The organism is Clostridium sp. UBA3061, from assembly GCF_002367465.1.
GTDB classification, from domain to species: domain Bacteria; phylum Bacillota; class Clostridia; order Clostridiales; family Clostridiaceae; genus Clostridium_J; species Clostridium_J sulfidigenes.
Genome location: NZ_DFCF01000014.1, coordinates 313,330 through 339,647, shown reverse-complemented (window position 1 = coordinate 339,647; position 26,318 = coordinate 313,330). Strand labels below are relative to the sequence as shown.

Sequence of the window (26,318 nt, the reverse complement as noted above, 5' to 3'; positions counted from 1 at the left end):
TGATAAGAAATTTTATGCCTTTCGAGTAATTTTTAATGTAAGATAGCTTCTGCTCAAATGTAACTTCTATTTTTCGATTCATAAAAAATATACTTCCTTCGGCATATAGAATTTTATTATTTTAGCTGTCTACCAGAAAGGGAGCATATTAAATTTTTACACTTGGTTGCTTTTTTTATATTAAAAGCACAATTTACTTATAGATGTATTAAAAGATAAGAAAGTGAATGTTACTGAAATTGCTGACTTATTAAAGCAAGCAGGAAAAGTTATAAAACTAATGGATAAAGATACACAAAAACGTCTTATAAGAAAACTTGTTAGCAGCATAGATGTTGAGGAAAAACACATCAAAGCTATACATTTTAGCTTTGATGAAGGTTTTCGGATAGAGCGTGATAAGATGAACCGTACCATAAGTAGTAGCAAAATTTCGATAAATGAGTAGCAGGTATTTATAGTTAGTTTACAAATTTATTGAATATTAAATTTTAGGTCTTCTAAAAAACGGTCAGTAGGTTTAAAATAAAATTAATCTACTGACCGTTTTGGTCTATAAAGGAGAATACTATGAATCAATCATATTTTCAGTTGCCATCAGATAAACAAAAAAATTTGCTCAATTCTGGATACAAGTTATTTGCATTATATCCGTATAAGAAAGCTTCAATGAATGCAATTGCTAGTGAAGCTGATATCTCCAAGTCATTATTGTTTTATTATTTTAAAGACAAAAAGGAATACTACTTATTTTTATTTAATACCGCAATTAACTTTCTTGATGAACAGAAGGAAGAGAGTGTTAATAAGAAAATAAATGATTTTTTTCAACTAATCAATAAAACTGTGGAGCGTAGAATGAAAATGATTAATGACTATCCATATTTGTATAAGTTTGTCACAAAAGCGTATTATGAAAGCTTTGAAGAGATAAAGCTTGAGCTAGATAAGAGGAAAAAAATAATGCTGCAAACTGGGGAAGAGGAGATATTAAAGATTATCGATTATGATAAATTTAAAAATCCAAGTGATGTAAAGATATTGCTTGATATAGTTCTTTCTGCGGCAGAAGGGTTAATGCGTGGACTGGAAGATTTGGATATTTCAAAAATGCAGCAGAAGGTAAGTGAGTTTAAGGGTATGATGAATTCTTTGAAAAAATATTATTACAAGGAAGAATTCTTGATTAAACTATAAAGGGGAGTTTATTATGGAGGATAAAGTCACACATTTGGTATTTCAAAATTTGAATTGTGAGATTCATTACTGGTATAGAAAGGGAACAGCAAATAAATGGGTGCTATTTTTTCATGGAGCAGGTGTTAATCATGAAATGTTCAATGAACAATTTAAGGCATTTGATGATACTTACAATTTAATTGCATGGGATTCTAGAGGGCACGGTTTATCTAAATTGGAGCAAGGGAAAAAATTTCAGTTTAAAGAAATGATTAGCGACTGCAAAAAATTATATGAAATTTATAATATTGATAAAGCGATTCTTATAGGACAATCAATGGGGGGCAATCTGGCTCAGGAAATATCTTATTATTATCCAGAACTAGTAGAGAAATCAGTGTTGATTGATTGTACCAAAAACACAGGTAAGCTCACATTTATGGAAAAGTGTTCACTGAAATGTACTAAGTTTATATTTAACTGCTATCCATGGAAGTTACTTATAAAACAGAGTGCGAATGCTTGTGGAAACAAAGCTAGTGTAAAGAAATACGTTAGGGATTGCTTTGAAAGGATAGATAAAAAAACCTTTATTGATATAATAACAGATTTAACAGGATGTCTTCACTATGATTCGGAATTTAAGTTTAAAAAACCTGTGTTGTTACTTTGTGGTTCAGATGACAAAACAGGCAATATTAAAAAAATTGCTGAGGCATGGGCAAAAGATGATAGCAATTGTACATTTTATTTTATTCATCATGCAGGGCATAACTCAAATCAAGATAATCCAGATATGGTTAATAAGTTGATTATTGACTTTGTAAACAATTAGTTATATTAGGAGTATAGTTGTTACATACATTTATATTTATATTTTCATTTTTAAAAATGCAAAACGCCAAATGGTAATTTGTGGTAGATGATGCTTATTATATCTTCAAGACAGATTCATGGTTATGATAAATAATAAATTTTGCTTAAGCACGCCGATAGAACTGTTACGAGAACCGTACCATAAGTAGCCGTAGTTTTTTCTATAAATATGAGATAAATTTTGTATTATTATTTTAATTGTCCGATACAAGAAATTTATGGACTTTTGGAGGGGTAAAATGAGGTATATAGAAGATAAAAATTTTAAATATAAAGATGAACTGATAAAAGAATTAAAAGCTTATAATTTAAAACATACTGGCGAAAAAGATTCATCAACTGAATATTTTTATGCTATTGATGGTGAAAAACTGGTTGGAAGTATATATACAAATTATTCTTGGGATTGGGTAAGTATTGGTAGTATGTTTTATGAGAACATTGATGTTTTAAAAAAGTTGATTTCAGAAGTTAGTGATTATTATAAAAATAAAGCAATAGGCATGAAATTATATACAGAAGTTGAATCTAGAGTAGAAGATTTTAAGTCTATTGGTTTTGATATTGGAGGAACTACAGAAAGGACACCAAGAACAACTAGATATTTTTATTTGAAGAATATTGATTTTGATATAAAAAGTAATTTACAGATACAAGTTATGGTTGTGACTGCAAAAGTAGATAAATATAATTCTATTTTATTAAATCGAATAGAAAAGTTTAATAGAGATAATAATATTTATCCAATGGAAGAAAGAAATATAATGTTTGTTGCATTAGATAATGATAAATTTGTTGGAGGAGTTCATGGGAGCATTACTGAAGATTCAATGTATATAGGTTGGCTTGTAGTTGATGAAGAATGTAATGGAAATGGAATTGGTAAAAATCTTATGTGTAAAATAGAGGAAAAAGCAAAAGAGCTAAATGTTTATAGCATTAATTTAGGTACAGTAGAGTTTCAAGCAGAAAAATTCTACGAAAAATTAGGATACAAGGTAGTTTTGGTAAAAGAGAATGATCCAAGAGGCTATAGATCATATAGTATGGTAAAAAAAATATAATTATAAAGAGTGAGGTGACCAATAAAAATAATTAATAGATGAAAAAAGGAGATCACTAACATGAAAAGTATATCAGTATTGCTAACTAATTAAAAAAGTTTGATCTTTGAAAATTGAATAGTATAGTATTTGAAATATTAATTACTAAATTTGTGAGATTTATGGATGAATATTCAATATGATGTGGTATAATTTTCTTAAATTGATTCTAAGCCATATAAATTGTATTTATATTAATATTACAGGGGGGGAGAATATACATGATTGAGAAATATTTATTTATAATTATTGCATGTATTTATTACATTGTAGCATTAGCATTTTATTTCTTATTACTAACACCCAAACTTCAAAAAAGTTTAAAGAAAGCAAGTCCAATACAAATAAAATTAATAAAAATTATATATCTAATAGGTGTAACTGTAATATTTTTAGTACTTATTTATTTTCATTTCTATATATCTGGACAAATTTCTTTAAATATCTAGCAACTTAATAAAAGTTACAATTACTTAAAATATGGATATTAATTTCTGAATAGTATGATATTTTAAAATATATAATATGTATCATTATTATGAGAAAGGGGTAAAAGATGGCTTTATATAAATTGCCGTTAGGTATTAGAATTCCTAAAAATAATGAATATCCTAGTGGATTTGATGTGAAATCAATTAATGATAAAAGAAACTCAGCGAACATAATTGAAGGTTTTATAATAAAAGAAGTTTCAGAACAAAAATTCTCCTATTTTGCACAAGTAAATATGGATGCTGATAAAATCTGGGATGTATTTTGTGGCTTAACAAACAAATTGATAGAAAGTGCTGCTTACGGAATTTTGGGATTTAAGGAGGAAGAATCAATATTAAGTAGATTTACTCAAAAAGAAAGACTTATAAATATCTTTGAAAAATATAAATTTGAATTAACTAATGATGGATACTTAGAATTTGGTATAGCATATTATGATGAAAGCACATTAAATGAAATATTTGTTTCAAGCTTTAAATATATGAATATATGGGCTACGAAAAAGGAACCTTTAGTTCAAGTTTTAAATAGCTTTGGAATTAAACAAATTGAAGATATTCAATTTATAGACGAGTTCCCCGTTGTATCAGAAGCACTTTTAGAAAATGCTTCTAATGATGTTAATCACTATTCAGAGGTTGTAGAGCACATAGATGGAGAGTTTAAAAAGCTGTAAGTAGAAAGGATAAAATATGGCATACTATATGGATTGGCTCTTTAAAAGTTATTTGTTTTGAATAGTTGTTAAGGAGAATAGAATGATTAATAACTTTGATATGGTGAAACAAATGTTGCCATCTGCTGATATTTATGTTTATGAAGAAAATAATATTATAAAGGGTTTTATAGGAATTGTAGAACAAAATTATATAGCAGGAATTTTTGTGAAAAAGCTAAGGGCCTAAGGATTGGTCTAAATATAGTCTTGAATTTATTGCAAGCTATGATGAAGCTGAATATACTACTCTTTGTAGGGGTGCTTTTTTATATACATACATTTTATTGTAACTATGCTACAAAAAGTATATGCAACCATGTTTGCAAATGAAAAATTGTAAATTATTATAAAATACATTAAGGAGGATTATTATGGGGATTTCTGTTGATGAACTTTTTACATTGAGTGAATTATATGCACAAGCAATATTTTGTGGGGTTAAGTATCCTTGGGAAGCTCTTACAGAAATTAAGGATTTCATTTTTGAATACGCAAAAAATCTGCCAAGCGATTTTGAAAGAATAAAGGAATTTGTATGGGTTGGCAAAGGCACTACTATAGAAAAAAGTGTTCTTATAAACGGTCCAGCGATTATCGGTTACAATTGCGAAATCAGGCATTCTGCTTACATTAGAGACAATGTTATCATTGGTAATGATGTTGTAATTGGAAACTCAACTGAAATTAAAAATTCAATCCTCTTTAATAAAGTGCAGGTTCCCCATTACAATTATGTTGGTGATTCAATATTAGGGTATAAAGCCCATTTGGGGGCAGGTGCAATAACCTCTAATTTAAAGTCTGATGGAACATTAGTAAAAGTAAAATATGGTACAGATATTGTTGAAACTGGTTTAAGGAAATTTGGTGCAATTCTAGGCGATTCAGCTGAAGTAGGATGTAACTCAGTTTTAAACCCAGGGACAATAATAGGAAAAGATAGTATTGTTTATCCATTAAGTTCTGTAAGAGGTTATATTCCAGAGAATAGTATTTTGAAAAGTACTGGTGAAATTGTAGAGAGAAAATAAAGTCAAGGAACCAGGATATCGTATTAATTCAGAAGTGAATTTTACTGTGTTTTAATTCGTATTTTGTAGATATGGCGAACTAAATTATAAATTTGTTCTTTAAAAATTGAATAGTAGGGTATTTACAATATATGTTATAATTGCTTCATGATAGTAAAATAGTACGAATTAATTTGAGGTGAAAATATGAAAATAAGAGAAGTATCAATACAAGATTTTGATGAATGGCTAAAACTAAGATATTTGTTATGGTCTTATCATACTTTGGAAGAATTAGAAAAAGAGATGAAAGAAATATATAAGCGATTCAAATTAGATTATATGTTTTATATAGCAGAAGATAATGGGAATATAGTAGGGTTTATAGAGGTATCAATACGTGAAACTGCATTGGGATGTAAAACAAAGAACGTAGGATTTATAGAGGGATGGTATGTAAAACCAGAATATAGGCAAAAAGGTGTTGGAAAATTATTAGTGGAAAAAGGTGAAACTTGGGCTGTAGAAAATGGGTGCATAGAAATTGGGTCAGATACCACTGAAAGGTATCCTATTAGCCCAATCGCTCATAAATCATTAGGGTATGAAGAAGTTGATGTTCCATTGAATTTTAAGAAGTCCTTAGTCAGATAATTAAGTCACAATGTTAAAGTATTATAAAAATTAAATATAACGTAGATACCGTACTATTCAAAACTGAATACGCGGTATTTTTTATTTCGCAATTCAAGGAAAGTGCGAACTGAAGATTATAAATATAAGGTGGTGCAAAACATGAAAGTAAGAAAAATGGTTAAAGAGGATATTGACCTCCTCATAAATATTCGTATGGATTACCTGTTTGCAGAAAAAGGTGTGTATTCTTCGGAAGAGGTGCAAGATATTAGAACGAAGTTAGAAGAATATTTTACTCAACACCTTAACAAGGGATTTATTGCTATCATTGCCGAGAATGAAAATGAAGTATTAGCAACTGCATTTATGTCAATCGTGGAAAGACCTCCAATGATAGCTTTTTCATCATATCTCGTCGGTACGGTATACAATGTTTTTACATACCCTCAATATAGAGGAAAAGGCATTGCAACGAAAGTTATGACTGAACTTTTATCGGAAGCAAAGCTATTAGGCGTTGCCGCAGTTGATTTAATGGCGACTGAAAAAGGGAAACCATTATATGAAAATCTCGGATTTCGAATATCAAAATATACATCAATGAATAAGTTTCCTCTAACACCCGCAAAATAATCATAATCAGAAGTTATATTAATACACAATATTCTTATATTGATTATAAGTCATGTGAGATATTAAAATGAAAAAAATATCCTTGCCTAGTTTTAAATATAAATAGGTGTATATTTACCTATTTATATAGGTAAAAATGGATATAGAGAACTATTTAAATATAAAAATATGAACCTATTTAACTATGGATATATTTAACTATAAAACTAGTTGTTGTGTTCATGCGGGTTTCAGGGGTTATCTATTTTTGAAAGCGACATGAAATTGTTTATCAATAAGTTAGTAGATTGAATTTACAAATGAATAATTGCAGGAGAATCCCCACAGAAAAACACAGACACATTCTTATCTATACTAAAATATAAAAATAAATAAGTTTATAGCAGTCATTTAACTGACTATAAACTTATTATACGAGGAGTATTGATTAATGAAAACTCTTATTTTTAGTGGCACACCTAGAAAAAATGGTGATACTATGGCTTTGATAAACGAGTTTATTAAATATTTAGATGGTGAATATAAAATAGTAGATGCATATGATTGCCATATTCATCCTTGTATTGATTGTAGATACTGTTGGCAAAATAATGGCTGCTGTATAAACGATGAGATGCAAGAAGTTTATAAATATATTCAAGAATGTGACAACATATTAATTGCATCACCACTTTACTTTTCTCAATTAACAGGTCAGTTACTGGCTATTACAAGCAGGTTACAAACATATTTTTGTGCAAGACATTTTCAAAATATAAAACCTATTAAGAAAGAAAAAAAAGGTGGAGTTATAATTGTTGGAGGTGGGGATGGACGTATTGAAGATGCCTACACTACAGCATGTACAATTTTACATCATATGAACTCTAGGGATATTGCACCAATTATTTATAGCCATAATACAAATAATATATCATCTAAAGATGATATAAAAGCAATGGAAAGTTCAAAGAATTTAGCATTGTTTTTTAATGATGATGAATAGATTTTTGGCGTAATCTAAAATTAAGTAATTCGTATTTTTCTTATATTGCTTATAAGTCATGCGAGATATTAAAATGAAAAGATGAAGTTCTTTTTAAGTGTCAGACAAAGAGTATTTTAACAACTAGTTAGTTTTTTATGGAGGTAAAAATGAGCATTAGAAGTGCAGCAAAAGCAATTATTATAGATAACAATAAAATTTTATTAAACAAGTGCTTTGATGAGAATAATGGGAATTATTATTCATTGCCAGGTGGAGGACAAGATATATATGAAACTTTACATGAGGCTGTTATAAGAGAATGTCTTGAAGAAACAGGATACAATGTTGTACCAATAAGATTTTCTGCTTTATATGAAGAAATATGTGATAGCCCTAAAACACGAGAGTTATATCCTGATTATATTCATAAAATATATCATATTTTTATATGTAAATTAAAAAATGACAAAACTATTAATCCTACAGAAATAGATGATATGCAACTTAAAAGTGAATGGATTGATATAAATAACTTAAAGAAAATATATTTATTACCTAGTTTTTTAAATGATAATATTTTTGAAATGATAAGTAGTGAGAATCCTAAATTTTTCGGTTCAGAACATATAGCTTATAATCACGGTTAAAATATTTTTGTTATGACAAAATATATAGAGAAGATACCTTATACAAAGCTTACCATATAGTTTCATTGTGGTAAGTTTTATTCAATTTATGTACAATATAGATATCCTGCAGGAGAGGATTTAATGTTGATAATTGATTAGTTGTACACCATTTTGGGGGGAGATTGATTGAAGCGATTATTTGAAATAATGTATTTGCTATCAGAAAAAAAATGTATAAAAGCTAGTAAATTAGCAGAACATTTTGAAGTATCTGTACGAACTATTTATCGTGATGTGGAAACGTTAAGTATGGCTGGAATTCCTATATACTCTAAAAAAGGAAAGTATGGAGGAATTGCAATCCTTGATAATTTTGTTTTTGAAAAAAGTATTGTATCTGAAGATGAACAGATTCAAATTTTAGCAGCCATTCAAAGTATACAAGAGGTAGAAAAAGGCACTATTAATGATTTATTAGTTAAATTATCTGGGCTATTTCAAATAAAAAATCCAAATTGGATTTCGATAGATTTTTCTGATTGGAGTAATCAACATCAAGAATTATTTCAAAGAGTAAAATTTGCAATAGTGAAAACACGTGTTTTAAAATTTGATTATTACGGTAGAATTGGAGATATTTCAACTCGTAAAGTGGAGCCAATACAGCTTTGGTTTAAAGGACATGCATGGTATTTAAGAGGGTACTGTCAAGAAAAACAGGCTATTAGAGTATTTAAATTGTCAAGAATGAAAAGAGTTGAATGTCTTGATGAGTCTTTTAAAAAGAAGGAGCTTAACATAGAGGATAAAGAAGAAATTGATAAATATATAGATTCTCCGCAAAATAAAATTTCGTTTTCTATGAAAATAGATAAATGTATGGAATATCAAGTATTTGATTATTTTGAAGAACATGAAATAAAATCTAATGAGGATGGAACTTTTACTGTATCATTGAATTATCCTAAAGATGAGTGGCTTTATGGGATGATTATGTCATTTGGGAATCATGCTAAAGTTATTTCTCCTGAATCATTAAAAAGTGAAGTTGCAAATAGATTTAAAGAAGCTTATGAAAATTATTTTTAAAGTTGACATACAGGTGTCAATTTTAAAATGGTATAATAAGACAAAATTAACAATTTAAATATTGATAGGAGAGATTAACTATGGAGAAAAAAATATGTCAAAGTTGTGGTATGTCTTTAGAAGATGAGAAGGAGCTTGGAAAAAATTCAGATAGTTCAAGTAATGAAGACTATTGCTGTTATTGTTTTTCTAATGGTAGATTTATAAAAGATGAAACTTTGGAAGAAATGATTGAAAGCTGTATTCCGTTTAGAATAAGCGACGATTGTCCAGATGCAGAAACTGCACGAGCTAAAATGATGAAGTATATGCCAAATTTGAAACGTTGGAAAAAGAAGTAAAGGAGGATTTTTTTATGTTACATTTAGGTTCCATTTATCTTGTTGTAGCAGATATTAATAAATCTATAGATTTCTACAGTAAATTGCTTGATATAGAAGTAAGTTGTAGAAATCAAAATAGGTTTGCAGAATTTCACTTTGAAGGACACAACATATCTATGCTTAATCCACACTTCGATGAAGAAAATCCTGATAAGATAATAAGTATAGGCAAATATGATAAAGAATTTGATTTCACTGGTGTAACAAGTGCACCTAATAAAAATAAGTTTGTTTTAAATTTTTGGATTGAAGATTTGCAAAAGGAATACGATAGGATTATAAGTTTAAATATATCAACGAAGATTACTAATATAAAATATTTTTATTCCAGAACACCATATTATTATTTTCAATTAAAAGACCCTGATGATAACATTATTGAAATTACTGGTGGATATAATGGTGAGGTAGTAAAATAAAATTTGTACAACTATAAGTAATAATGTTGAAATACCAGTATGTTCAGAAATAGAGATTATTTTTATAGAGGAGGTGTAAGTTATGAAAAAACAAAACGATTATTCTTCAGAATATATCAAAATCAATGGAATAGAACAATACTTGTTACACCATACCATCAGTGCTGAACTTCCTGTCCTTTTGTTTTTACATGGTGGTCCAGGAATGCCAGAGTCAACATTCGCATATGCTTTTCAAAAAGAATTATCAAGTTTTTTTAACATTGTTCATTGGGATCAAAGAGGTGCAGGAAAAACATTAACCAAATCGAAAAGAAATAGTAACTATCCTTCTTGTGAAGAATTAATAGATGATTTATTTGAAATAGTTAATTATTTGAAAAAGAAATATAACAAGGAGAAGATTGTTATATTAGGTCATTCTTGGGGAAGTGTACTGGGAACATTATTTGTGCTGAAATATCCTCAAGAGGTATTATACTACATCGGTGCAGGACAAGTAATAGATATAGTGGAGAATGAAAAGATTGGTTACGAAAAAGTAAGGGAATTAATAATAAAAGCGGGCAATAAAAAGGATTTAGACAGTCTTGAAAAAATAGGGGTTTATCCCGAAAAAAATTACGAAAAGCCTATGATAAAGAAATTACAAAGAATTAGAATACTGCAAGGAAAGTATAAGGTTGGAATGAATTTTATTCCTATAATAAAAACATTACTTAAAAGCCCAATTTTCAGGTTGTCAGATATTGTGAGTTTATTTAAAGGGATGAGTAGTAATAAAAAACTTTGGGATTTTTTATTTTCACATAGTTTATATGAAGAAAGTCGTGATTATGAAATACCTGTTTTTTATATTCTTGGAGACAGAGATTTTCAAGCCCCGCATACAATAGCAAGTCGTTATTTTGATTCAATTAATGCACCAAACAAAAAAATGTTTATTATAAAAGAAGCTGGTCACTTTATGATGCTTGATCAACCGAAACAATTTACTAATGCTTTAGCTGATATTTGCAGATTATGAGTAAATACTAATATTATAAAGTATAAATAAGTTGTAGTTAAGCCGTATTTTTAAATATATTAGCTAATATAATCAAATATAAATACATATTATAAAAATTACCAAATATGGTTTAACCTCGTGAATCAAAATAATTAATAGACGAAAAAAGGAGAGCACTAACATGGAAAATATATCAGATGAATGTAAATTGGAATCAATAAAATCCTTCCAGTCAACTATCAGTAAATCCGAAAAGGCCTTGGCTCAGATGACAGAAAAAGGTTCAAATACTACATTAATAAAAAAACGGCTTAAAGCTCTTCACATTGGGTTGGCAATGGTAGAGAAAGTTTGGAATCAAATACCCCATCATTACAATGAGAAAGAATTAGTTGAAGCAGGAAATGTTCTTACTAGTTTACTCCCATCAATTGAAAGAGTTTATGCTAAGTCTAAGGTTGGAAGTCCTCAAAGAACACTTTTAGAAAGAAGAATTAAATCATTTGAGTTAGCTATTCAAGCCATTGACCATTATTCCAATGAATAAATCAGCTATTTCAAGGAGGTATATGAATGAATAAAATTTCAAAAATTGCTTTAATTATATATGTTTTAAATATTGTTGTAATAATTATGCTTATGTTACTAGGTGAAAAAATCCCTGACTTTCTTACTAAATTTTTATTTTGGGGTATATTAATTGTAATATTTTCTGGGATAATAGAAAATCGAAAAAATAATCATTTAGCATAGGTAGTTTAGGTTTTATAGATTGTATTCATAGAACAAAAGGGGGATATCCAATGAAAGGGGTATATACAGAAAAAATAAGAGATATAAACCATATAAACATGTTGAAGAGTGTTCTTGATGTAATTAATGTAACACTTTCACAGAAAATTAATATTGAACGTTTTCACGATAACGGAGAAGGTGTAGACAGGGCATATAATGTCTATAAAATAATGTCAGATGATAAGACATATATTTTGAAAAAGTCAGATAAATATGAGGTAGAAGTTTATAAAAAGTTTCTTGAGAATAAAAATCTACCTGTGCCAAAACTTGAGGGATGGGCTTATATTAACAACGTGAGGTGGATATTAATTGAATATATAGCTGGAACAGATTTACGAATATTTAATGAAGACATGGCTTATGGATGTGCAGACAGTCTTTCTAGTATTTTTAATATGTACTGGCAGGAAAATGACTTTAAAGATAATGAGTTGGACAACCGATTTGAAAGATATTGGACAAGAATAAATAAAAGGTCAAAATGTCTTATAAATGAGCAGAAACTATCTTCTGCATATGGTGTTTTTTTAGATAGACAGTTAGTATGTCCACGCACCTTATGTAATGGGGATTTCTTGCAGTGTAATGCAATAGAAAGCAATGAAGGTATTGTTTTAATAGACTGGGCCTTTGCAGGTATTATGCCTTATTCTTTGGATATTGCGCGTTTAATATCCCACGGATCAGAGAAGTTTTTTCCTTTTCCATTTTATATGACAGATGAATATAGAGAGATTTTCCTAAAAAGCATATATGATAAATTGTTATATAAACCTGATTACAAACAGTTTCTTTGGGATGTGACACTTTCACGGCTAAATGAATGTATTGAGTTTATTGAAAGAGAATTAAATGATGAATCTCTTGAAAGAGATGAAGGTTTCACTTATTATTATAAAAATGCAGAGGATTTAGCTGATATTATTTTAAATGGCAAAGACCAATTTTAGAAAGAAGAACAAAATCATTGAAATCATTGAAATCATTGGAATTAGATATTCAAGCCATTGACCATTATTCCAATTAATAAATTACAGTAGAAAGACCTAATCCTCAGTACGCAGTACTAATGCAAGAACAACTAGGAGGAGGAAATGGTGAGTTAAAAGCAGCTATGCAGTACATTTCTCAGAGCTTTAGAATAAAGGATCCTGAAATAAAGGACTTATTATTAGATAAAGGAGCTGAGGAACTTAGCCATATGGAAATGGTTGCACAAACTATAAATCTTTTGAATGGTCATGATGTTAATAATACTGAAGATTCTAAGTTATATTTTGATTTATCAACTCCAGGCCCTTCCCATGAAGCTCCAAACCCAACACCACCTTCCTTTGAAAACCCTAGAAAATAGTAGTATTTTAAATACCGTATTATTCAGAAGTGAATTGTGCGGTATTTTTTATTTTGTGACTTAAATAATAGGAAAAATTAATCAGACGCTGCCTAGAGCAACTCTTTATAGAAGTAATTTTTATAAAAATTAAAATACATTATATAGTATTTATGCTACAATAAGTATATAAAACTGTAAGTGAATAATTATAATTTGTGATAAACTAAAAGATTATTTGAATTAACGGAGGTATAACAATGAGATTTGGAGCAATTGCATTATATGTTAATAACATGGAAACCATGGTTAAATTTTATAAAGATGTAATGGGGTTAAATATAAATTGGGATGGTAGTGGATTTACAGCTATTGAAATGGAAGGACAAATTCATCATTTTATTTTATGCACAAGAGAAGGTTTTGAAGATTCTATACCTGAGGTATTTAATTGGAATAAAGGCATAAATGGCAATATGGAGCTTTGTTTTGATGTTCCTAACTATTCTGATGTAGATATAGAATTCCAACGTGTTATAAATGCAGGAGCAAAGCCAGTTTATAAACCTACTACTGAATCTTATGGTATGCGAATTTGTTATGTTGCAGATCTAGAAGGAAACCTTATTGAAATATGTTCAGGTAATGACGATACCTACCATGTAGAGTAATGATAATTTGAAGTGATGTTAGTGTGTAATTTGTAGAGAAGATTATTTATATTTTGTGAGGTGAAAAGTAATGAGGAGTCTTGAATATACAGAGATGAGGGCTAAAATAATTGATCGATTGAAAGAACAAAAAAATGTTGTATTAGCAACCTGCGAAAATGGAAAAGTTACTGCTAGAACTGTTTACTGCACATCAAATGAATTGAAAATATATTTTATGACTTCGAAAGCTTATGCGAAATATAAACAAATTATTAAAAATCCTTTAGTGGCAATGTGTTTTAATAATGTACAAATACAAGGAAGAGCAGTCATATTAGGACATCCATTAAGTGATGAAAATAAAGAAATTTTAGGGAGATGTGAGCATCTTGATAAGGAATTTATGTATTGGGCTAAATATAAAAATATGGTACTCATTGAAGTGGATATTACTGAAGTTGAGTGTTGGAATAATAATGGGCGTGAATATATAGATGTACTAAATAAAAAGAGTTATAGAATTGGATAATATTAGATTTTTAAGAAAGATGGTGAGTGAATTGGATATTAAGTTAGCGAGTCCAGAAGAAATCAAAATAGTAACCAATATTTCAAAGAGAGCTTTCGATACAGACGTAATGGTAGGTGCCGATGAGGTAGGAGGGCCACCCAATTATGATTCTGAAAAATGGCATAAAAAAATGATGTTAAGTCATAATTTATACACTATAAAGCAGGAGGATTATCTCATTGGCGGAGCCGTTTTATTTCAGGATAAAAGAAATAAGGAGATTATGTATGTGGGAAGAATATTCATAGATCCAAAAGAGTATAAAAAAGGTTTCGGATTAGAATCAATGAAATATATTGAAAAGATGTTTCCAAAGATTACAACATGGCGCTTAGAAACTCCGGTTTGGAATATAAGAACAAATTCATTTTATAAAAAGCTTGGATATTTGGAAATGTACAGAGATAAGGAATCTGTTTATTATCAAAAAGAGATATGAGTATAATGAGAAGTTCATCAAATTCCAATTTGTAGGGTGGATATAACATATTTTTTATTCAGTTATGTCGTACCGTTCTTAAATGGACAAACTAATATACAATTAAACAATTTATTTACAGTACCGTATTATTCAAATTGAATTTATATCAAGCTATGATGAAGATGAATATACTACTTATACTGAAGGTGTGTTTTATATTACATTTTATTGTAATTATGCTTCAATAAGTATATGTGACTATGTTTGCAAATGAAAAATTGTAAGATATTATGAACCTATCAAGGTAATAAATATACATACTTATCTATAGGAGACAATGATGATTATATAAGTTTCAATTATTTGAATTTATAAAAAGGGGGATATACTTATGCTTGAAAAAGTACCAACAGAAGAGGAATTGAATCAATTAATGGAAGAAGATGTATTTAAAACTTGGTGTGCTATCAATAACTTCATTAAGGATAATTACGATACGGATATGCTATGGGATAATGGTGGGAAAACAGGTGTTTTTGAATTAAAATATCGTAAGAGTGGAAAAACATTTTGTGCGTTGTATCCAAGAGAAAAAGGTATGATAGTTTTAATTATATTGGGAAAGAATGAACGAGAAAAGTTTGAAACTTCAAGGAAAGACTTCTCTGAATATATTAATAATTTCTATGATAATACTCGCCAGTATCATGATGGGAAATGGTTATATTTAGATGTAATAAATAACACAGTAATTGCAGATATAGAAAGATTATTATTTATAAAGAAAAAACCAAATAGAAAGAGAGCGTAACTATCATGAATATAACAAGATGTGGATATTGTTGCGACTTATGCAAAGCATTTGAACCAAATATAAAAGAAAATGATCAGCGAAAAGAACTTTCAAAAGCATGGAAGGATTATTATGGCCTTGATATTTTAGCAGAAGATATACATTGTGATGGATGTAGATGTGAAAAAGAAAATCGAAAACTTATTGATACCAATTGTCCTGTAAGAAAATGCTTTATAGAAGAAAATTTAAATCATTGTGGAGAATGTAACAAATATCCCTGTTCCACTTTTAATCAAAGGCAAGGACTTTCAGCAAATGAAGCAAAAGAAAAATTAGGAGAAAACTATGATGCTTCTAAATATAATGAGTATTTACTTGCTTATGATAATAAATCAAGAATTGACGAGTATAAGAAAAATAAATTTTAATAAATAATTTGAAGAGGTGAAAAATGGGAAAACATTTTAAGTCATTTTCAGCGATATTTCCAATTATTTTACAAGCGAAGGATGATACTATACAAATTTTATTGCATCGTAGAAAAAATACTGGTTATCAAGACGGGAAGTGGGATATAGCAGCAAGTGGACATGTGGATGAAGGTGAAACGGCTAAAATGGCTGTTGTAAGAGAGTGTGCAGAAGAGTTAGGGATTGATGTGAAAATTAAAGATTTATCTTTTGTTCATCTATCTCATCGTGTTAGCAATACTGGAGGAAGAACTTATTATGATATTTATTTTGTCGTTAATAAGTATCATGGTATACCTAAAGTCATAGAACCAGATAAGTGCTCAGAATTGAGATGGTTTAAAATAGATGATCTTCCAAATGAAATTATTGATATTAGAAAAATAGCTCTTGATAATTATAAAAATGATATTCAATATAGTGAAGTAATTGAAATGTAAAGCTGTGAAAAATATAAATAGCTCACTAAAAATAAAATCGAATAATTTATGAAAATGCCGTACTATTCAAACTGAATATACGGTATTTTTTATTTCGCAATTCAAGGATAAAGTGAAACAGTATTGAGATTTGTTCTTTGAAAATTGAATAGTAAGGTTTTTGAAAAATATGTTATAATTACATTATAATAGCATGAAATTACGAATCATATGAAAGGAGTGTTTTATATGGAAAAAATTGATCAACATAAGAAAATATGTGGAGAATTAAATGAAATATATACCGCAAAGAATAAAGATTATGGAGATAGTTTTACAAAAGGATTTCAAGAGTATGGTTTGACTATGCCTGCAATAAGATTGGAAGATAAATTACGAAGATATAAGCAATTAATTAAGCAGGGCGCCGAGGTAAAAGATGAGAGCATTATTGATACGCTATTAGATTTAGCCAATTACGCTATCATGACTATCATTGAAATAGAAAATAAAGATGGAGAGTAATAATGAACAATAGTAGAATAATACGAAAGTTTAAGAATAATTAAGGAGGTAACTATGGATTGTATATTTTGTAAAATTGTAAAAGGTGACTTACCATGTAACTTAGTATATGAGAATGATTTAATTATGTGTTTTTTAACTATAGAGCCAATAAATGAAGGTCATGTACTTATAATTCCTAAAAGCCACTATTTAGATACTGATGAAATTCCAACTGAGGTAGTAACTTCTATGATGGTATTATCTAAAAGAATTGTTAAGGTAATTAAAGAAAAGTATTCTCCTGATGGCTATAGTGTAATGCAAAATGGTGGAGAATTTAATGATATTGGACATTACCATATGCATGTTTTTCCAAGATATAAGGGAGACGGATTTGGGTGGACATTTAGTGATAAAAAACATAATTTTTCACAAGAGATTGCCAAAGATTTAAAAATAATGCTTGATAAAGAAATTTAAAACAAAAGTAGACAAGTTTAATATATAATCAACATAAAGAAAGCGTATTGCAAAAAAATTCTGCAACACGCTTTTAAATTAGGAGGATTATTTGTGAATAAGAAAAAAATCATTTTGGAAATAGTTATTTTCATTTTCTTTGCTACAATTGTATGGATTGACATACCATATATTATTCCTACAAATAACTTAATGTCAAAAACCAAATATGATTACACCTATAAACAAGTACGTGCATTTGACTATACCTATAGACAAGAAAATGAAATAGATTCAGATTTACTAGATAATTTAACATAGCATCTCTTTATAGGGGTGCTTTTTATATACATACATTTTATTGTAATTATGCTATAATAATCATATTAAACCATGTTTGTAAATAGAAATTTGTAAGAAAAGTGCGAACTTAAAATTATAAATATTTTTAGAATATGCTGTAATTAAAGTTTGTAGTTACTGAACCAATGTAAATAAAGAGGTTGAATTTACAGAAGGTTATAAATTGATGCTCAATAATAGATTAAGGTGGAATAAAGATTATTAAAAAAAGCATAGATAAATAGGAATTTGTAGGGGGACTTATGATGGAATTTTGGGATGGATATTTTAGAGATGGAACACGTGCCAATATAGACTTAATTCGTGGAGATGTATTGCCAGATGGTTTATATCATCTGGTATGCGAAGTTCTTGTTCAGCATAAGGATGGCGATTATTTGCTTATGAAGCGTGACTTATCTAAACGTAATTATGGTGGATATTACGAAGCTACAGCAGGAGGTTCTGCACTTAAAGGTGAGGATAAGATGGCGTGTATAAAAAGAGAATTGCTTGAAGAAACAGGGATTGTTTCAGAAAATTTTGAAGAGGTTGACCATTTTGTTTTCGATGATGATAAGTGTATTTTCTATACTTTCTTGTGCGTTACGGATTGTGATAAAACATCTATAACACTTCAAAAGGGGGAAACTATGTCGTATAAATGGTTAAATGATATAGATTTCATTTCTTTTGTAAACTCTGGAGAAATGATAGAAACACAGAAGAAACGCTATTTAAACTATTTCAATCAAAAAGGATATTTACAACAATAAATTCCAAATTTATCGTTGAGGTAATTCGAAATATTCTCAAATAGTATAAACGTAATTTTAGGAGGTTTTATTGTGAGTAATAATTTGACAGTAACAGCAGATCTTATAAATGACAAGGTGAAATTTTCAGGGGTATCACGTTATAATAAGGAGATAATTATTGATTCCGTGGAAGGCGATGGGTATACTCCACTTGAGCTATTTCTTATGAGTCTGGCAACCTGTAGTGGGATGACCTTAGCTTTATTGCTTAGGAAGATGAACAAAACTGTATCTGAATTAAAAGTAATTGCTTCAGGTGAAAGAAGAGAAACCTATCCTACATATTTTAAAAGTATACATTTAATATTTGAAATTGCATCAAAGGACGTACAGACTGATGAGATTGAGAGGACTATAAAACTGATGGAAGAGTCGTTATGCCCTGTTTGGAACATGGTAAAAGGTAATGTTGACATAAGCTATGAGTATAAGATAATATGCCACTAAAAAAGATAATTGAACATAATTTGGATTTGATAAAAACCACAGACTATATAATAGATATGGGACCAGATGCAGGAGAAAATGGTGGTCAGATAGTAACAGTGGGAACCCCTGAGGATATTGTAATGTGTGATGAATCCTATACAGGAAAATATCTGAGAAAATATATGACAAGAGTTCTTTTTTGAAAATTGAATAATGCGGTATTTAAAAATATCTTGTAATAATATTAATTTTTAAGGAGTGAAAAATGAGCAATTATAGAATTATAAAAATACAGGAATACCCTGAATTGAAAAACTACGCGGCAAATTGGTTTCATGAAAAGTGGAATATTCCCCTTGAAGCATATATTGAAAGCATAGATGAATGTATGAAAAATAAAACTCCTGTTCCACAATGGTATATAGTAATAATAGGAGATAAAATTGTAGGTGGACTTGGTGTAATAGAAAATGATTTTCATAACAGAAAAGATTTAACTCCTAATGTATGTGCTGTTTATGTGGAAGATGATTATCGCTGTCAAGGAATTGCTGGTAAAATGCTGAACTATGTATGTGATGATATGAGAGAAAAAAATATTGATACACTTTATCTTGTTACAGACCACACGTCTTTTTATGAGCGTCATGGTTGGGAGTTTCTGTGTATGGTCCAAGCCGAGGGTGAAAAAAATCTGACAAGAATGTATATCCATAGAACAACATAAATTTAAGTTTATTGGTTAGATTATTGAAGAGATAAGAAAAATATAATAAGAAATACTAAATAATATGATATAATGTAATATAGTTAATAGTATTTGTTTAACTTAATAGAGTTTTCTAATAGTATAAAATATATTATTAGAAAAGCAATAGAAAGGGTGAACTTCATGAGTGTATTCTACTCTTACTTTTAATATTTTAAAAATGAAGGAGAATAGAATGATTAAAAAATTTGATATAAGTAAATTAGATGATGTAATGGCAATCTGGCTTGAAACTAACATTAACGCTCACAGTTTTATACCGGAAGAATATTGGATTAAAAACTTTGATATGGTGAAACAAATGTTGCCATCTGCTGATATTTACGTTTATGAAGAAAATAATATTATAAAGGGTTTTATAGGAATTGTAGAGCAAAATTATATAGCAGGAATTTTTGTGAAAAAAGAGTATCAAAAAGAAGGGATAGGACAGAAACTGATAGATCATTGTAAATCTAGGTATCCATATCTCCTATTAGATGTCTTTACAAAAAACAAAAGAGCAATAAACTTCTATGATAAAAATGATTTTATAGTTGTAGATGAACGTATTCATGAGGATACAAAAGAGATAGAGTATACTATGTCTTTTGGTGAAAAATAGTTTAATATATAATCAACATAAAGAAGCGTATTGCAAAAAAATTCTGCAACACGCTTTTAAATTAGGAGGATTATTTGTGAATAAGAAAAAAATCATTTGGGGAATAGTTATTTAATATAAAGAATTAGTAAAAGGCGATATTTATAGCATCTCTTTATAGGGGTGCTTTTATTAAAATTACTTTAAAATAGGAATTTATGAAAGGGGTACTAATATGGACGATAGAGTAAAAGCATTGAGTGGAGGAAGTACGAATAGAGATTTGGCAAGTCAGGATGTTAATTGGAAACATAATCAATGTCATTGGAATGTTGAAGATAATAGAAATAAATATAAATGTGAGGTAAAAGGAATGCCAACTGTGATATTTGAATCAGGTTTAGGCGATGATAATGGAGTTTGGAAGTTAGTTCAGCAAGAAATTTCAAAAACTACAATAACATTTTCTTATGATAGAGCGCAGCTGAGAAATAGTGCTACAGGTGATTTATCAAGAACAAGTTTAGAGCAAGTTCACGAGTTACATACCCTTTTAAATAAAGCAAAGGTTAAAGCACCCTATATTATAGTTGCACACTCAATAGGAGGCTATAATGCAAGATTATTCGCTGGTACATATCCTAAAGAATTAGCTGGTATTATATTTATTGACTGTTCACATGAAAATCAATTTGAAGATAGGGTAAACCGTTCTTCTGCTGAAAAAATAGAAATGGTGAGAAAACAATTGATTGGAGAAGAGCAAACTTTTGATGAATTATTAATGAGTGCTAAGCAAGTAAAAGAAATAAGAAAAAAGGATTCTTTAAGGAATATTCCAATAATTGTACTTACTGCTGACCATAAAGGTGAAGAGTCTGCTGCCATTTCGGAAGAAACTTGGTTAAGCTATCAAAATGACCTATTAACATTATCGTATTATAGTAAACACATCATGGTTAAAGATTGTGGTCATTATATACAGAAGGATAAGCCTCAGATAGTAATTGATGCTATAAATGAAATAGTTGATAAAATGCTTTGAATACATACATCTTACTGAAATTATGCTGCAATAAGTATATGAAACCACGTTTGTAAATGAAAAATTATAGGATAGAACGAAGTAAATATTATTTATATTTTAAGACATAAAAGGAGTAAGAGAATGGAAAGAAAAATACGTAATTCTGCAAAGGCATTGATTATTAAAGATGGGAAAATGTTAGCATCAAAAATCAATGATAACGGTGATATTTTTTATATAATGCCTGGCGGTGGTCAAGAATCTGAGGAAACTTTGGAAGAGGCTGTTAGAAGAGAAGTTAAAGAAGAGTTTGGATTGATTGTTGAACCAAAAACCCTTGAATTTGTAATTGAAGGAGTAACAGGGGAGTCATTTCATAGAGTTGATTTAGTATTTTTGTGTGAGTACATCAAAGAAATACCTGATGCTCAAATTACTGGTGATTATAATCAAATTGGATTTGATTGGTTACCTATTGAAAATCTTATGAATGAGCCACTATATCCTTCAAAATTAAGAAAACAGATAATGAATTTATATAATGCTGAAGAAACGGTAGTATATCTTGGAAATGAGAGTATAGAATAAATATTTGCTAATCCATATTGGACCTACTGATGCTGGTAAGAGTACTACGTTAAAATGTTTAATTGGAATACTGCAACCGACATTAGGAAGTGTAGAAATTGAAGTGCCTAATTGTGAGATAGAAAGTGTTATTTATAGTAGTAACTTTTATAAATACAAACATACATTATATAGCATTTATGCTATAATAAGTATACAATATTGAAACTATAAAATATAAGTGAAACATCTTTAAACTACCTTATAAAATTAGGAGGATTATTTGTGAATAAGAAAAAAATCATTTGGGGAATAGTTATTTTTATTTTCTTTGCTATAATTGTATGGATTGACATACCATATATTTTTCCTACAAATAACTTAATATCAAAAAATAATTATGATTACACCTATAAACAAGTAAATGCATATGACTATACCTATAGACAAGAAGATGAAATAGATTCAGATTTACTAGATAATTCAACTTGGATAGATAATACTGAAGATGACAAAGTAAATAAGTTAGTCAGTATAATTGATGAGTTATCTTATAAAAAAGCTAGGAGGCCTAAGGATTGGTCTAAATTTAGTCTTAATTTTATGGCAAGCTATGATGAAGATGAATACACTACTTATACTAAAGATGTATTTTCTATTACATTTTATGATGATAACGTAATTGGTTTTCGAGAACAAGATCAGCATAAGGAAAAATATTATAAAATCCAAGATAAGGATTTTGATATTAAAAAGATTATGGAAGAGTTAAAATAATTATTTAATGTAAGAAATAGTAAAAGACAATATTTAAAGCATCTCTTTATAGGGGTGCTTTTTTATATACATACATTTTATTGTAATTATGCTACAATAAGTATATACAACTATGTTTTCAAATGGGAATGTATTATAATGGGAAAAAGAAAAAGTTAATTCATAGGAGGGGTATTATGAAGAGAAATATAAGTTTCAATGTTATGCTTATTATTATTACTTTGATCCTTCTTGTCGGTTGCTCAAGTGAGAGCAATAGGTCAATTGATACTAAAGGTGATTCTGCTCAAACTGTAGTAGAGAATTATTTTAAGTATGAAAATGAAAAAAATAAAGATAAGTTATTAACTACTTTAACAGAGCATTTCAACGCTCCAAATGTAGTTTGGGGCTTTGATAATTTGGACAGCACTAAGATAATAAGCATTGAAGAGGAAATGAACGAAAAAGTTAAAGAAGGTTATTTGCGTAATGGACGAGGTAGTATAAATGGAACAACAGAAAATAACCTTAAAGTTTACAAAGTAAAGTATGAAGTAAAGTATAAAAATGATGGAGCGAGTCCCCAAAATAGTGGGATATATGATTGGTGGTATTTTGTTATAAGAAAAGATGAAAATTCACCATGGCTTATAGATGATATGGGCGTATAATTAATTCACACTCTTCTTAAATCATATACTGTCTGTAAGAAGTAATTGGGAAGTGTAATTTTCATATTATACAAAACACTATAGAAACCTTAATATGCAAATAATTTATAAAATAAAAAGTGCATAAAACTTTACACTAATTTATCTAATATGGGGGAGCATAAATGGAAAATATCAAAGTGGAATTAAAGACACCTAAATTTGAAGAGTTAGATTATAGAAGAAAACTTTTATCAGATAGAGAAACAATGATTTACAATATAGGGTATGAAGACACTGATGGAACAGGATGTATAGATTTTAAGGAAAATACTTGGAGAGACTGGTTTTTTAGATGGGTTAATAATACTCCAGAAAGATATTATGCATATATTATTAAGACTGATGAAAATTTACCTGTTGGTGAGGTTGCTCTACGATATGTAAGTGAAAAAAAGTCTTACTGTGTTAATATAATAATCGAAGCAAGACATAGGGGCAATGGATTTAGTGAACAAGCCTTAAGATTATTAGTTGATGTTGCATTCAATGAGTTAGGAGCAGATAAGGTATTCTATGATTTTCCAAAATCCAGAATATCCGCAGAAAAAGTGTTTAATAAAGTAGGGTTTAAAAGAGTTTCAGATGAAATTGTTGAATTAACTAAACAAGATTATTTAAGTAAGCAGACGGTATAATACAATTGGAATAAAAAAGGTGAAAGATTAGACTTGAAAATAGATAATAATTTAAAAGAAACAAAAAGATTAATAAATAATTAGATGGATTGAAAATTATAGGTGGTATATTTATGTTATTAGACCAAATTCTTTGTATTATATTGATACTAATAAGTATATTTATAATTATCAAACCTTTGAAAATTATGAACACAATTAGAGTTATGTTTATTCTACAAGAATTAGATAAGGAGGACCCTAAGGTTTTTTTCTATAGATTTTCTGGTATAGCAGGAGTAGTAATTTTGGGACTATTACTGCTGCAGACATTTTCATATTAGGAGATTTTAATTTTAGTTTGAAACTATAGCATATTCTTCACTTTTGGAGAGGAAAATTAAAAAAATCTAAATAGAGGGGGATGGATTTAAATGAGTGTAAAGCAAGTTAGCATTTTTATATTACTACTATTAATTATATCTTTATTGTACAGCACCGTAGGACCAGGTATAACTATACTAATATTAGCAATAATGTTTTTTACATTGGCTATATTATTTACCTTTAAAACAGAATACTATGATAATTATTTAGTACTAGTAAACCCAAAGTTATACGATGCATACAAAGAAAAAGGAAGTGACTTCATTAGAAAAAAGAGAATTACCACTATAATAAGTTATTATATATTGTCTGGTTTAACAGGATTCAATGGATTTATACAAATGAGGTTAATGAATGAAATGGATACAAAATTACTATTTAGTTTTAGTGAGTTTTTACCATTTGCGTTAGTGGTTTTAGTAGTAGTATTTATAACAAATTATATTTGTATTTATATAGCAAAGAAATCTAAAACAGCCGGTGAAGATTTAATGTGGAATATTATTGTAGGTATTGTACTTGCTATTGCTTTAATGATCTTCACCACACTCTATATACTCGGTTAATAAACAATAATTTTAATGGTGCCATGGGTGGTAAAATAGTTGTGGAAAAGATGAAGAAATAATGGCTCATAGAAGAAAGGTTTATAATATTACAAGAGAGAGGCATCCTTAAAGGTTTAATAGGGAAATTAGAAATTGGGCATCCCCTAGTGAGGTAGCACTTAATACTAGTGAAGAGGTTAATGAAAGGCTTAAGAATACAGACACCCTATTTTAAAATACCTAGTATTTTAGAATAGGGTGTCTTTTTTTAAATGCAACTGTAAAAATTTTAAACATGAATTTCATATGAAAATATAAAAAGGTTATCCATCTACGTCCAGCCAACAAGAATTTTACTATGTTCATATTGCGCTTCCATAAATTTTGATTTGCATTAATCTTAAATAATCGATTAATTTAAAAGGGCTTTCCCTCTCAAATTTTTAAACTCGATTTTTATAGCTTCATCTTCTGCCTGAGGGTTTAAGCTTTTTTGCCAGGCAATGTAATATGTCATTATTTTATCTTCATATTTAGCCCAATCATCTTCATCAATTTTTAAAAATACACTGCTACCTACTTTTGCTTGCTGTTCTTGCGTGGTTTCTTCTACGCTTTTAGTTTCAATAATTTCAATAATTTCTTCAGACAAGGCTATTCCCTTTGATGCACTATTCCATGCACCTTGTACACCAATAAAAACCCCACCTGCCACAAGCAGCAAAGAAACAAGTAAAAGCAATAAACCGGTTTTAAAATTTCTTTTTTTAAAGTAAAGACATCCAAATAATATCCAAATTGCTACAATAAATCCCACTGCACCTATAACGGCTAATATAGTTCCAAAATTATTCATATTTTACTCCTTAATCTATACGTCATCTTTGAATCCATTCAATATGAAGCTCTATATTTATACTCCATTTTTAAAATTTCATTTTAAAACAATTATTTTCCATTAAAAATTTTATTCTTGCTATTCTTTCATTAATCCTAATAACTCCAAATACAAAAACATCCCACAGGGTAATTTAGGGACACAACCCCTTTGCAAATATTTTGCCTAGTGGTTATTTTTATATTTTATCATAGCAAGATCATTGCTTCAACCATTTAATTCAGTTCACTATCCAATCTATTTAAATTTTAATCATCCCTAAAATCTGATTTGAAAAGTTTAAAATCCTAT

At 28.8% G+C, this 26,318-nt stretch carries 40 protein-coding genes and 1 pseudogene; 40 read left to right on the top strand and 1 reads right to left on the bottom strand.

All coding sequences use genetic code 11. The features are described 5' to 3' along the window. Positions 1-223 precede the first annotated feature (223 nt). From B2P65_RS13990 to B2P65_RS13795, 40 genes and pseudogenes are all read left to right on the top strand, one after another. Positions 224-448 carry a hypothetical protein gene (locus B2P65_RS13990; protein ID WP_346880358.1) on the top strand — a complete coding sequence of 75 codons (225 nt, stop codon included), beginning with the start codon at positions 224-226 and terminating at the stop codon, positions 446-448. Between the two features lie 122 nt (positions 449-570). Continuing rightward, positions 571-1,197 carry a TetR/AcrR family transcriptional regulator gene (locus B2P65_RS13985; protein ID WP_346880357.1) on the top strand — a complete coding sequence of 209 codons (627 nt, stop codon included), beginning with the start codon at positions 571-573 and terminating at the stop codon, positions 1,195-1,197. Positions 1,198-1,210: 13 nt separating this feature from the next. Next, entirely contained in the window at positions 1,211-2,014 is an 804-nt protein-coding gene (locus tag B2P65_RS13980; protein ID WP_346880356.1) for an alpha/beta hydrolase, read from the top strand. Between the two features lie 280 nt (positions 2,015-2,294). Further along, positions 2,295-3,119, top strand: a complete 825-nt coding sequence (locus B2P65_RS13975; RefSeq protein WP_346880355.1) for a GNAT family N-acetyltransferase — start codon at positions 2,295-2,297, stop codon at positions 3,117-3,119. 260 nt (positions 3,120-3,379) lie between these two features. After that, positions 3,380-3,607, top strand: a complete 228-nt coding sequence (locus B2P65_RS13970; protein ID WP_346846825.1) for a hypothetical protein — start codon at positions 3,380-3,382, stop codon at positions 3,605-3,607. Positions 3,608-3,714: 107 nt separating this feature from the next. After that, positions 3,715-4,329, top strand: a complete 615-nt coding sequence (locus B2P65_RS13965) for a hypothetical protein (protein ID WP_346846826.1) — start codon at positions 3,715-3,717, stop codon at positions 4,327-4,329. Positions 4,330-4,417: 88 nt separating this feature from the next. Then, positions 4,418-4,546 (top strand): annotated as a pseudogene (locus tag B2P65_RS13960) (GNAT family N-acetyltransferase); the annotation flags it as partial. A gap of 196 nt (positions 4,547-4,742) precedes the next feature. After that, positions 4,743-5,402 (top strand): UDP-N-acetylglucosamine pyrophosphorylase, encoded by a 660-nt coding sequence (locus tag B2P65_RS13955; protein ID WP_346846828.1) that lies wholly within the window; start codon positions 4,743-4,745, stop codon positions 5,400-5,402. Positions 5,403-5,588: 186 nt separating this feature from the next. Then, positions 5,589-6,035, top strand: a complete 447-nt coding sequence (locus tag B2P65_RS13950) for a GNAT family N-acetyltransferase (protein WP_346846829.1) — start codon at positions 5,589-5,591, stop codon at positions 6,033-6,035. A gap of 141 nt (positions 6,036-6,176) precedes the next feature. Beyond that, positions 6,177-6,650 carry a GNAT family N-acetyltransferase gene (locus B2P65_RS13945; protein ID WP_346846830.1) on the top strand — a complete coding sequence of 158 codons (474 nt, stop codon included), beginning with the start codon at positions 6,177-6,179 and terminating at the stop codon, positions 6,648-6,650. A gap of 430 nt (positions 6,651-7,080) precedes the next feature. Beyond that, positions 7,081-7,635 carry a flavodoxin family protein gene (locus B2P65_RS13940; RefSeq protein ID WP_346846831.1) on the top strand — a complete coding sequence of 185 codons (555 nt, stop codon included), beginning with the start codon at positions 7,081-7,083 and terminating at the stop codon, positions 7,633-7,635. A gap of 149 nt (positions 7,636-7,784) precedes the next feature. Further along, the gene (locus B2P65_RS13935; RefSeq protein WP_346846832.1) at positions 7,785-8,264 is read left to right on the top strand and encodes an NUDIX domain-containing protein; all 480 of its coding nucleotides are present in this window, start codon (positions 7,785-7,787) and stop codon (positions 8,262-8,264) included. Positions 8,265-8,432: 168 nt separating this feature from the next. Next, positions 8,433-9,335: a YafY family protein gene (locus B2P65_RS13930; protein ID WP_346880354.1), complete on the top strand. Its 903-nt coding sequence runs from the start codon at positions 8,433-8,435 to the stop codon at positions 9,333-9,335. 80 nt (positions 9,336-9,415) lie between these two features. Further along, a complete protein-coding gene (locus B2P65_RS13925) occupies positions 9,416-9,676 on the top strand; it encodes a zinc ribbon domain-containing protein (RefSeq protein WP_346880353.1) in 261 nt (86 codons plus the stop codon). A gap of 14 nt (positions 9,677-9,690) precedes the next feature. After that, positions 9,691-10,137 (top strand): VOC family protein, encoded by a 447-nt coding sequence (locus B2P65_RS13920; protein WP_346846834.1) that lies wholly within the window; start codon positions 9,691-9,693, stop codon positions 10,135-10,137. 82 nt (positions 10,138-10,219) lie between these two features. After that, a complete protein-coding gene (locus B2P65_RS13915) occupies positions 10,220-11,164 on the top strand; it encodes an alpha/beta hydrolase (protein WP_346880352.1) in 945 nt (314 codons plus the stop codon). 163 nt (positions 11,165-11,327) lie between these two features. After that, positions 11,328-11,693, top strand: a complete 366-nt coding sequence (locus B2P65_RS13910) for a hypothetical protein (protein WP_346880351.1) — start codon at positions 11,328-11,330, stop codon at positions 11,691-11,693. 26 nt (positions 11,694-11,719) lie between these two features. Beyond that, the gene (locus tag B2P65_RS13905; protein WP_346880350.1) at positions 11,720-11,899 is read left to right on the top strand and encodes a hypothetical protein; all 180 of its coding nucleotides are present in this window, start codon (positions 11,720-11,722) and stop codon (positions 11,897-11,899) included. 50 nt (positions 11,900-11,949) lie between these two features. Continuing rightward, entirely contained in the window at positions 11,950-12,894 is a 945-nt protein-coding gene (locus B2P65_RS13900; protein WP_346880349.1) for a phosphotransferase, read from the top strand. An 80-nt stretch (positions 12,895-12,974) separates the two neighbouring features. After that, the gene (locus B2P65_RS13895; RefSeq protein WP_346880369.1) at positions 12,975-13,298 is read left to right on the top strand and encodes a manganese catalase family protein; all 324 of its coding nucleotides are present in this window, start codon (positions 12,975-12,977) and stop codon (positions 13,296-13,298) included. A gap of 239 nt (positions 13,299-13,537) precedes the next feature. Continuing rightward, positions 13,538-13,948: a VOC family protein gene (locus tag B2P65_RS13890; RefSeq protein ID WP_346880348.1), complete on the top strand. Its 411-nt coding sequence runs from the start codon at positions 13,538-13,540 to the stop codon at positions 13,946-13,948. A gap of 70 nt (positions 13,949-14,018) precedes the next feature. Beyond that, positions 14,019-14,459, top strand: a complete 441-nt coding sequence (locus B2P65_RS13885) for a pyridoxamine 5'-phosphate oxidase family protein (protein ID WP_346880347.1) — start codon at positions 14,019-14,021, stop codon at positions 14,457-14,459. Then, positions 14,452-14,940, top strand: a complete 489-nt coding sequence (locus tag B2P65_RS13880) for a GNAT family N-acetyltransferase (protein WP_346880346.1) — start codon at positions 14,452-14,454, stop codon at positions 14,938-14,940. Before B2P65_RS13885 ends, B2P65_RS13880 begins: the two co-directional genes overlap by 8 nt. Before the next feature lie 373 nt (positions 14,941-15,313). Beyond that, a complete protein-coding gene (locus B2P65_RS13875; protein ID WP_346880345.1) occupies positions 15,314-15,733 on the top strand; it encodes a DUF3788 domain-containing protein in 420 nt (139 codons plus the stop codon). A gap of 5 nt (positions 15,734-15,738) precedes the next feature. After that, entirely contained in the window at positions 15,739-16,146 is a 408-nt protein-coding gene (locus B2P65_RS13870) for a DUF3795 domain-containing protein (RefSeq protein ID WP_346880344.1), read from the top strand. A gap of 23 nt (positions 16,147-16,169) precedes the next feature. Further along, positions 16,170-16,628, top strand: a complete 459-nt coding sequence (locus B2P65_RS13865; protein ID WP_346878863.1) for an NUDIX hydrolase — start codon at positions 16,170-16,172, stop codon at positions 16,626-16,628. Positions 16,629-16,856: 228 nt separating this feature from the next. Beyond that, complete coding sequence (locus tag B2P65_RS13860) at positions 16,857-17,132, top strand: nucleotide modification associated domain-containing protein (RefSeq protein ID WP_346880343.1); 276 nt, start codon at positions 16,857-16,859, stop codon at positions 17,130-17,132. A gap of 54 nt (positions 17,133-17,186) precedes the next feature. Then, the gene (locus B2P65_RS13855; protein ID WP_346880342.1) at positions 17,187-17,594 is read left to right on the top strand and encodes an HIT family protein; all 408 of its coding nucleotides are present in this window, start codon (positions 17,187-17,189) and stop codon (positions 17,592-17,594) included. A 93-nt stretch (positions 17,595-17,687) separates the two neighbouring features. Continuing rightward, on the top strand, positions 17,688-17,894 hold the full coding sequence (locus tag B2P65_RS13850) for a hypothetical protein (RefSeq protein ID WP_346880341.1): 207 nt from the start codon (positions 17,688-17,690) through the stop codon (positions 17,892-17,894). Positions 17,895-18,178: 284 nt separating this feature from the next. Next, entirely contained in the window at positions 18,179-18,691 is a 513-nt protein-coding gene (locus tag B2P65_RS13845) for an NUDIX hydrolase (protein ID WP_346880340.1), read from the top strand. Between the two features lie 72 nt (positions 18,692-18,763). After that, complete coding sequence (locus B2P65_RS13840; RefSeq protein WP_346880339.1) at positions 18,764-19,180, top strand: OsmC family protein; 417 nt, start codon at positions 18,764-18,766, stop codon at positions 19,178-19,180. Beyond that, positions 19,171-19,365 carry a hypothetical protein gene (locus B2P65_RS13835; protein WP_346880338.1) on the top strand — a complete coding sequence of 65 codons (195 nt, stop codon included), beginning with the start codon at positions 19,171-19,173 and terminating at the stop codon, positions 19,363-19,365. Before B2P65_RS13840 ends, B2P65_RS13835 begins: the two co-directional genes overlap by 10 nt. Before the next feature lie 62 nt (positions 19,366-19,427). Next, complete coding sequence (locus tag B2P65_RS13830; protein WP_346880337.1) at positions 19,428-19,889, top strand: GNAT family N-acetyltransferase; 462 nt, start codon at positions 19,428-19,430, stop codon at positions 19,887-19,889. A 217-nt stretch (positions 19,890-20,106) separates the two neighbouring features. Then, positions 20,107-20,535, top strand: a complete 429-nt coding sequence (locus B2P65_RS13825; protein ID WP_346880336.1) for an N-acetyltransferase — start codon at positions 20,107-20,109, stop codon at positions 20,533-20,535. Between the two features lie 214 nt (positions 20,536-20,749). Further along, positions 20,750-21,559: an alpha/beta hydrolase gene (locus B2P65_RS13820; protein WP_346880335.1), complete on the top strand. Its 810-nt coding sequence runs from the start codon at positions 20,750-20,752 to the stop codon at positions 21,557-21,559. 123 nt (positions 21,560-21,682) lie between these two features. Next, positions 21,683-22,129 carry an NUDIX domain-containing protein gene (locus tag B2P65_RS13815; RefSeq protein WP_346876745.1) on the top strand — a complete coding sequence of 149 codons (447 nt, stop codon included), beginning with the start codon at positions 21,683-21,685 and terminating at the stop codon, positions 22,127-22,129. Between the two features lie 264 nt (positions 22,130-22,393). Continuing rightward, entirely contained in the window at positions 22,394-22,885 is a 492-nt protein-coding gene (locus tag B2P65_RS13810) for a hypothetical protein (protein WP_346880334.1), read from the top strand. Between the two features lie 176 nt (positions 22,886-23,061). After that, positions 23,062-23,538 carry a DUF4829 domain-containing protein gene (locus B2P65_RS13805; RefSeq protein WP_346880333.1) on the top strand — a complete coding sequence of 159 codons (477 nt, stop codon included), beginning with the start codon at positions 23,062-23,064 and terminating at the stop codon, positions 23,536-23,538. Positions 23,539-23,702: 164 nt separating this feature from the next. Further along, a complete protein-coding gene (locus tag B2P65_RS13800) occupies positions 23,703-24,215 on the top strand; it encodes a GNAT family N-acetyltransferase (RefSeq protein ID WP_346876742.1) in 513 nt (170 codons plus the stop codon). A 413-nt stretch (positions 24,216-24,628) separates the two neighbouring features. Continuing rightward, positions 24,629-25,147: a hypothetical protein gene (locus tag B2P65_RS13795; protein WP_346880332.1), complete on the top strand. Its 519-nt coding sequence runs from the start codon at positions 24,629-24,631 to the stop codon at positions 25,145-25,147. A gap of 394 nt (positions 25,148-25,541) precedes the next feature. Here B2P65_RS13795 and B2P65_RS13790 read toward each other — a convergent pair whose 3' ends face one another. After that, positions 25,542-25,985 carry a hypothetical protein gene (locus B2P65_RS13790; protein ID WP_346880331.1) on the bottom strand — a complete coding sequence of 148 codons (444 nt, stop codon included), beginning with the start codon at positions 25,983-25,985 and terminating at the stop codon, positions 25,542-25,544. Positions 25,986-26,318: the final 333 nt, after the last annotated feature.

Excerpts from the sequence above, each read along its gene's own strand:
- B2P65_RS13985 (WP_346880357.1), top strand. The coding sequence starts at position 571 with ATGAATCAATCATATTTTCAGTTGCCATCAGATAAACAAAAAAATTTG.
- B2P65_RS13980 (WP_346880356.1), top strand. The coding sequence starts at position 1,211 with ATGGAGGATAAAGTCACACATTTGGTATTTCAAAATTTGAATTGTGAG.
- B2P65_RS13975 (WP_346880355.1), top strand. The coding sequence starts at position 2,295 with ATGAGGTATATAGAAGATAAAAATTTTAAATATAAAGATGAACTGATA.
- B2P65_RS13970 (WP_346846825.1), top strand. The coding sequence starts at position 3,380 with ATGATTGAGAAATATTTATTTATAATTATTGCATGTATTTATTACATT.
- B2P65_RS13965 (WP_346846826.1), top strand. The coding sequence starts at position 3,715 with ATGGCTTTATATAAATTGCCGTTAGGTATTAGAATTCCTAAAAATAAT.
- B2P65_RS13955 (WP_346846828.1), top strand. The coding sequence starts at position 4,743 with ATGGGGATTTCTGTTGATGAACTTTTTACATTGAGTGAATTATATGCA.
- B2P65_RS13950 (WP_346846829.1), top strand. The coding sequence starts at position 5,589 with ATGAAAATAAGAGAAGTATCAATACAAGATTTTGATGAATGGCTAAAA.
- B2P65_RS13945 (WP_346846830.1), top strand. The coding sequence starts at position 6,177 with ATGAAAGTAAGAAAAATGGTTAAAGAGGATATTGACCTCCTCATAAAT.
- B2P65_RS13940 (WP_346846831.1), top strand. The coding sequence starts at position 7,081 with ATGAAAACTCTTATTTTTAGTGGCACACCTAGAAAAAATGGTGATACT.
- B2P65_RS13935 (WP_346846832.1), top strand. The coding sequence starts at position 7,785 with ATGAGCATTAGAAGTGCAGCAAAAGCAATTATTATAGATAACAATAAA.
- B2P65_RS13925 (WP_346880353.1), top strand. The coding sequence starts at position 9,416 with ATGGAGAAAAAAATATGTCAAAGTTGTGGTATGTCTTTAGAAGATGAG.
- B2P65_RS13920 (WP_346846834.1), top strand. The coding sequence starts at position 9,691 with ATGTTACATTTAGGTTCCATTTATCTTGTTGTAGCAGATATTAATAAA.
- B2P65_RS13915 (WP_346880352.1), top strand. The coding sequence starts at position 10,220 with ATGAAAAAACAAAACGATTATTCTTCAGAATATATCAAAATCAATGGA.
- B2P65_RS13910 (WP_346880351.1), top strand. The coding sequence starts at position 11,328 with ATGGAAAATATATCAGATGAATGTAAATTGGAATCAATAAAATCCTTC.
- B2P65_RS13905 (WP_346880350.1), top strand. The coding sequence starts at position 11,720 with ATGAATAAAATTTCAAAAATTGCTTTAATTATATATGTTTTAAATATT.
- B2P65_RS13900 (WP_346880349.1), top strand. The coding sequence starts at position 11,950 with ATGAAAGGGGTATATACAGAAAAAATAAGAGATATAAACCATATAAAC.
- B2P65_RS13890 (WP_346880348.1), top strand. The coding sequence starts at position 13,538 with ATGAGATTTGGAGCAATTGCATTATATGTTAATAACATGGAAACCATG.
- B2P65_RS13885 (WP_346880347.1), top strand. The coding sequence starts at position 14,019 with ATGAGGAGTCTTGAATATACAGAGATGAGGGCTAAAATAATTGATCGA.
- B2P65_RS13875 (WP_346880345.1), top strand. The coding sequence starts at position 15,314 with ATGCTTGAAAAAGTACCAACAGAAGAGGAATTGAATCAATTAATGGAA.
- B2P65_RS13870 (WP_346880344.1), top strand. The coding sequence starts at position 15,739 with ATGAATATAACAAGATGTGGATATTGTTGCGACTTATGCAAAGCATTT.
- B2P65_RS13865 (WP_346878863.1), top strand. The coding sequence starts at position 16,170 with ATGGGAAAACATTTTAAGTCATTTTCAGCGATATTTCCAATTATTTTA.
- B2P65_RS13860 (WP_346880343.1), top strand. The coding sequence starts at position 16,857 with ATGGAAAAAATTGATCAACATAAGAAAATATGTGGAGAATTAAATGAA.
- B2P65_RS13855 (WP_346880342.1), top strand. The coding sequence starts at position 17,187 with ATGGATTGTATATTTTGTAAAATTGTAAAAGGTGACTTACCATGTAAC.
- B2P65_RS13845 (WP_346880340.1), top strand. The coding sequence starts at position 18,179 with ATGATGGAATTTTGGGATGGATATTTTAGAGATGGAACACGTGCCAAT.
- B2P65_RS13835 (WP_346880338.1), top strand. The coding sequence starts at position 19,171 with ATGCCACTAAAAAAGATAATTGAACATAATTTGGATTTGATAAAAACC.
- B2P65_RS13830 (WP_346880337.1), top strand. The coding sequence starts at position 19,428 with ATGAGCAATTATAGAATTATAAAAATACAGGAATACCCTGAATTGAAA.
- B2P65_RS13825 (WP_346880336.1), top strand. The coding sequence starts at position 20,107 with ATGATTAAAAAATTTGATATAAGTAAATTAGATGATGTAATGGCAATC.
- B2P65_RS13820 (WP_346880335.1), top strand. The coding sequence starts at position 20,750 with ATGGACGATAGAGTAAAAGCATTGAGTGGAGGAAGTACGAATAGAGAT.
- B2P65_RS13815 (WP_346876745.1), top strand. The coding sequence starts at position 21,683 with ATGGAAAGAAAAATACGTAATTCTGCAAAGGCATTGATTATTAAAGAT.
- B2P65_RS13805 (WP_346880333.1), top strand. The coding sequence starts at position 23,062 with ATGAAGAGAAATATAAGTTTCAATGTTATGCTTATTATTATTACTTTG.
- B2P65_RS13800 (WP_346876742.1), top strand. The coding sequence starts at position 23,703 with ATGGAAAATATCAAAGTGGAATTAAAGACACCTAAATTTGAAGAGTTA.
- B2P65_RS13795 (WP_346880332.1), top strand. The coding sequence starts at position 24,629 with ATGAGTGTAAAGCAAGTTAGCATTTTTATATTACTACTATTAATTATA.
- B2P65_RS13790 (WP_346880331.1), bottom strand. The coding sequence starts at position 25,985 with ATGAATAATTTTGGAACTATATTAGCCGTTATAGGTGCAGTGGGATTT.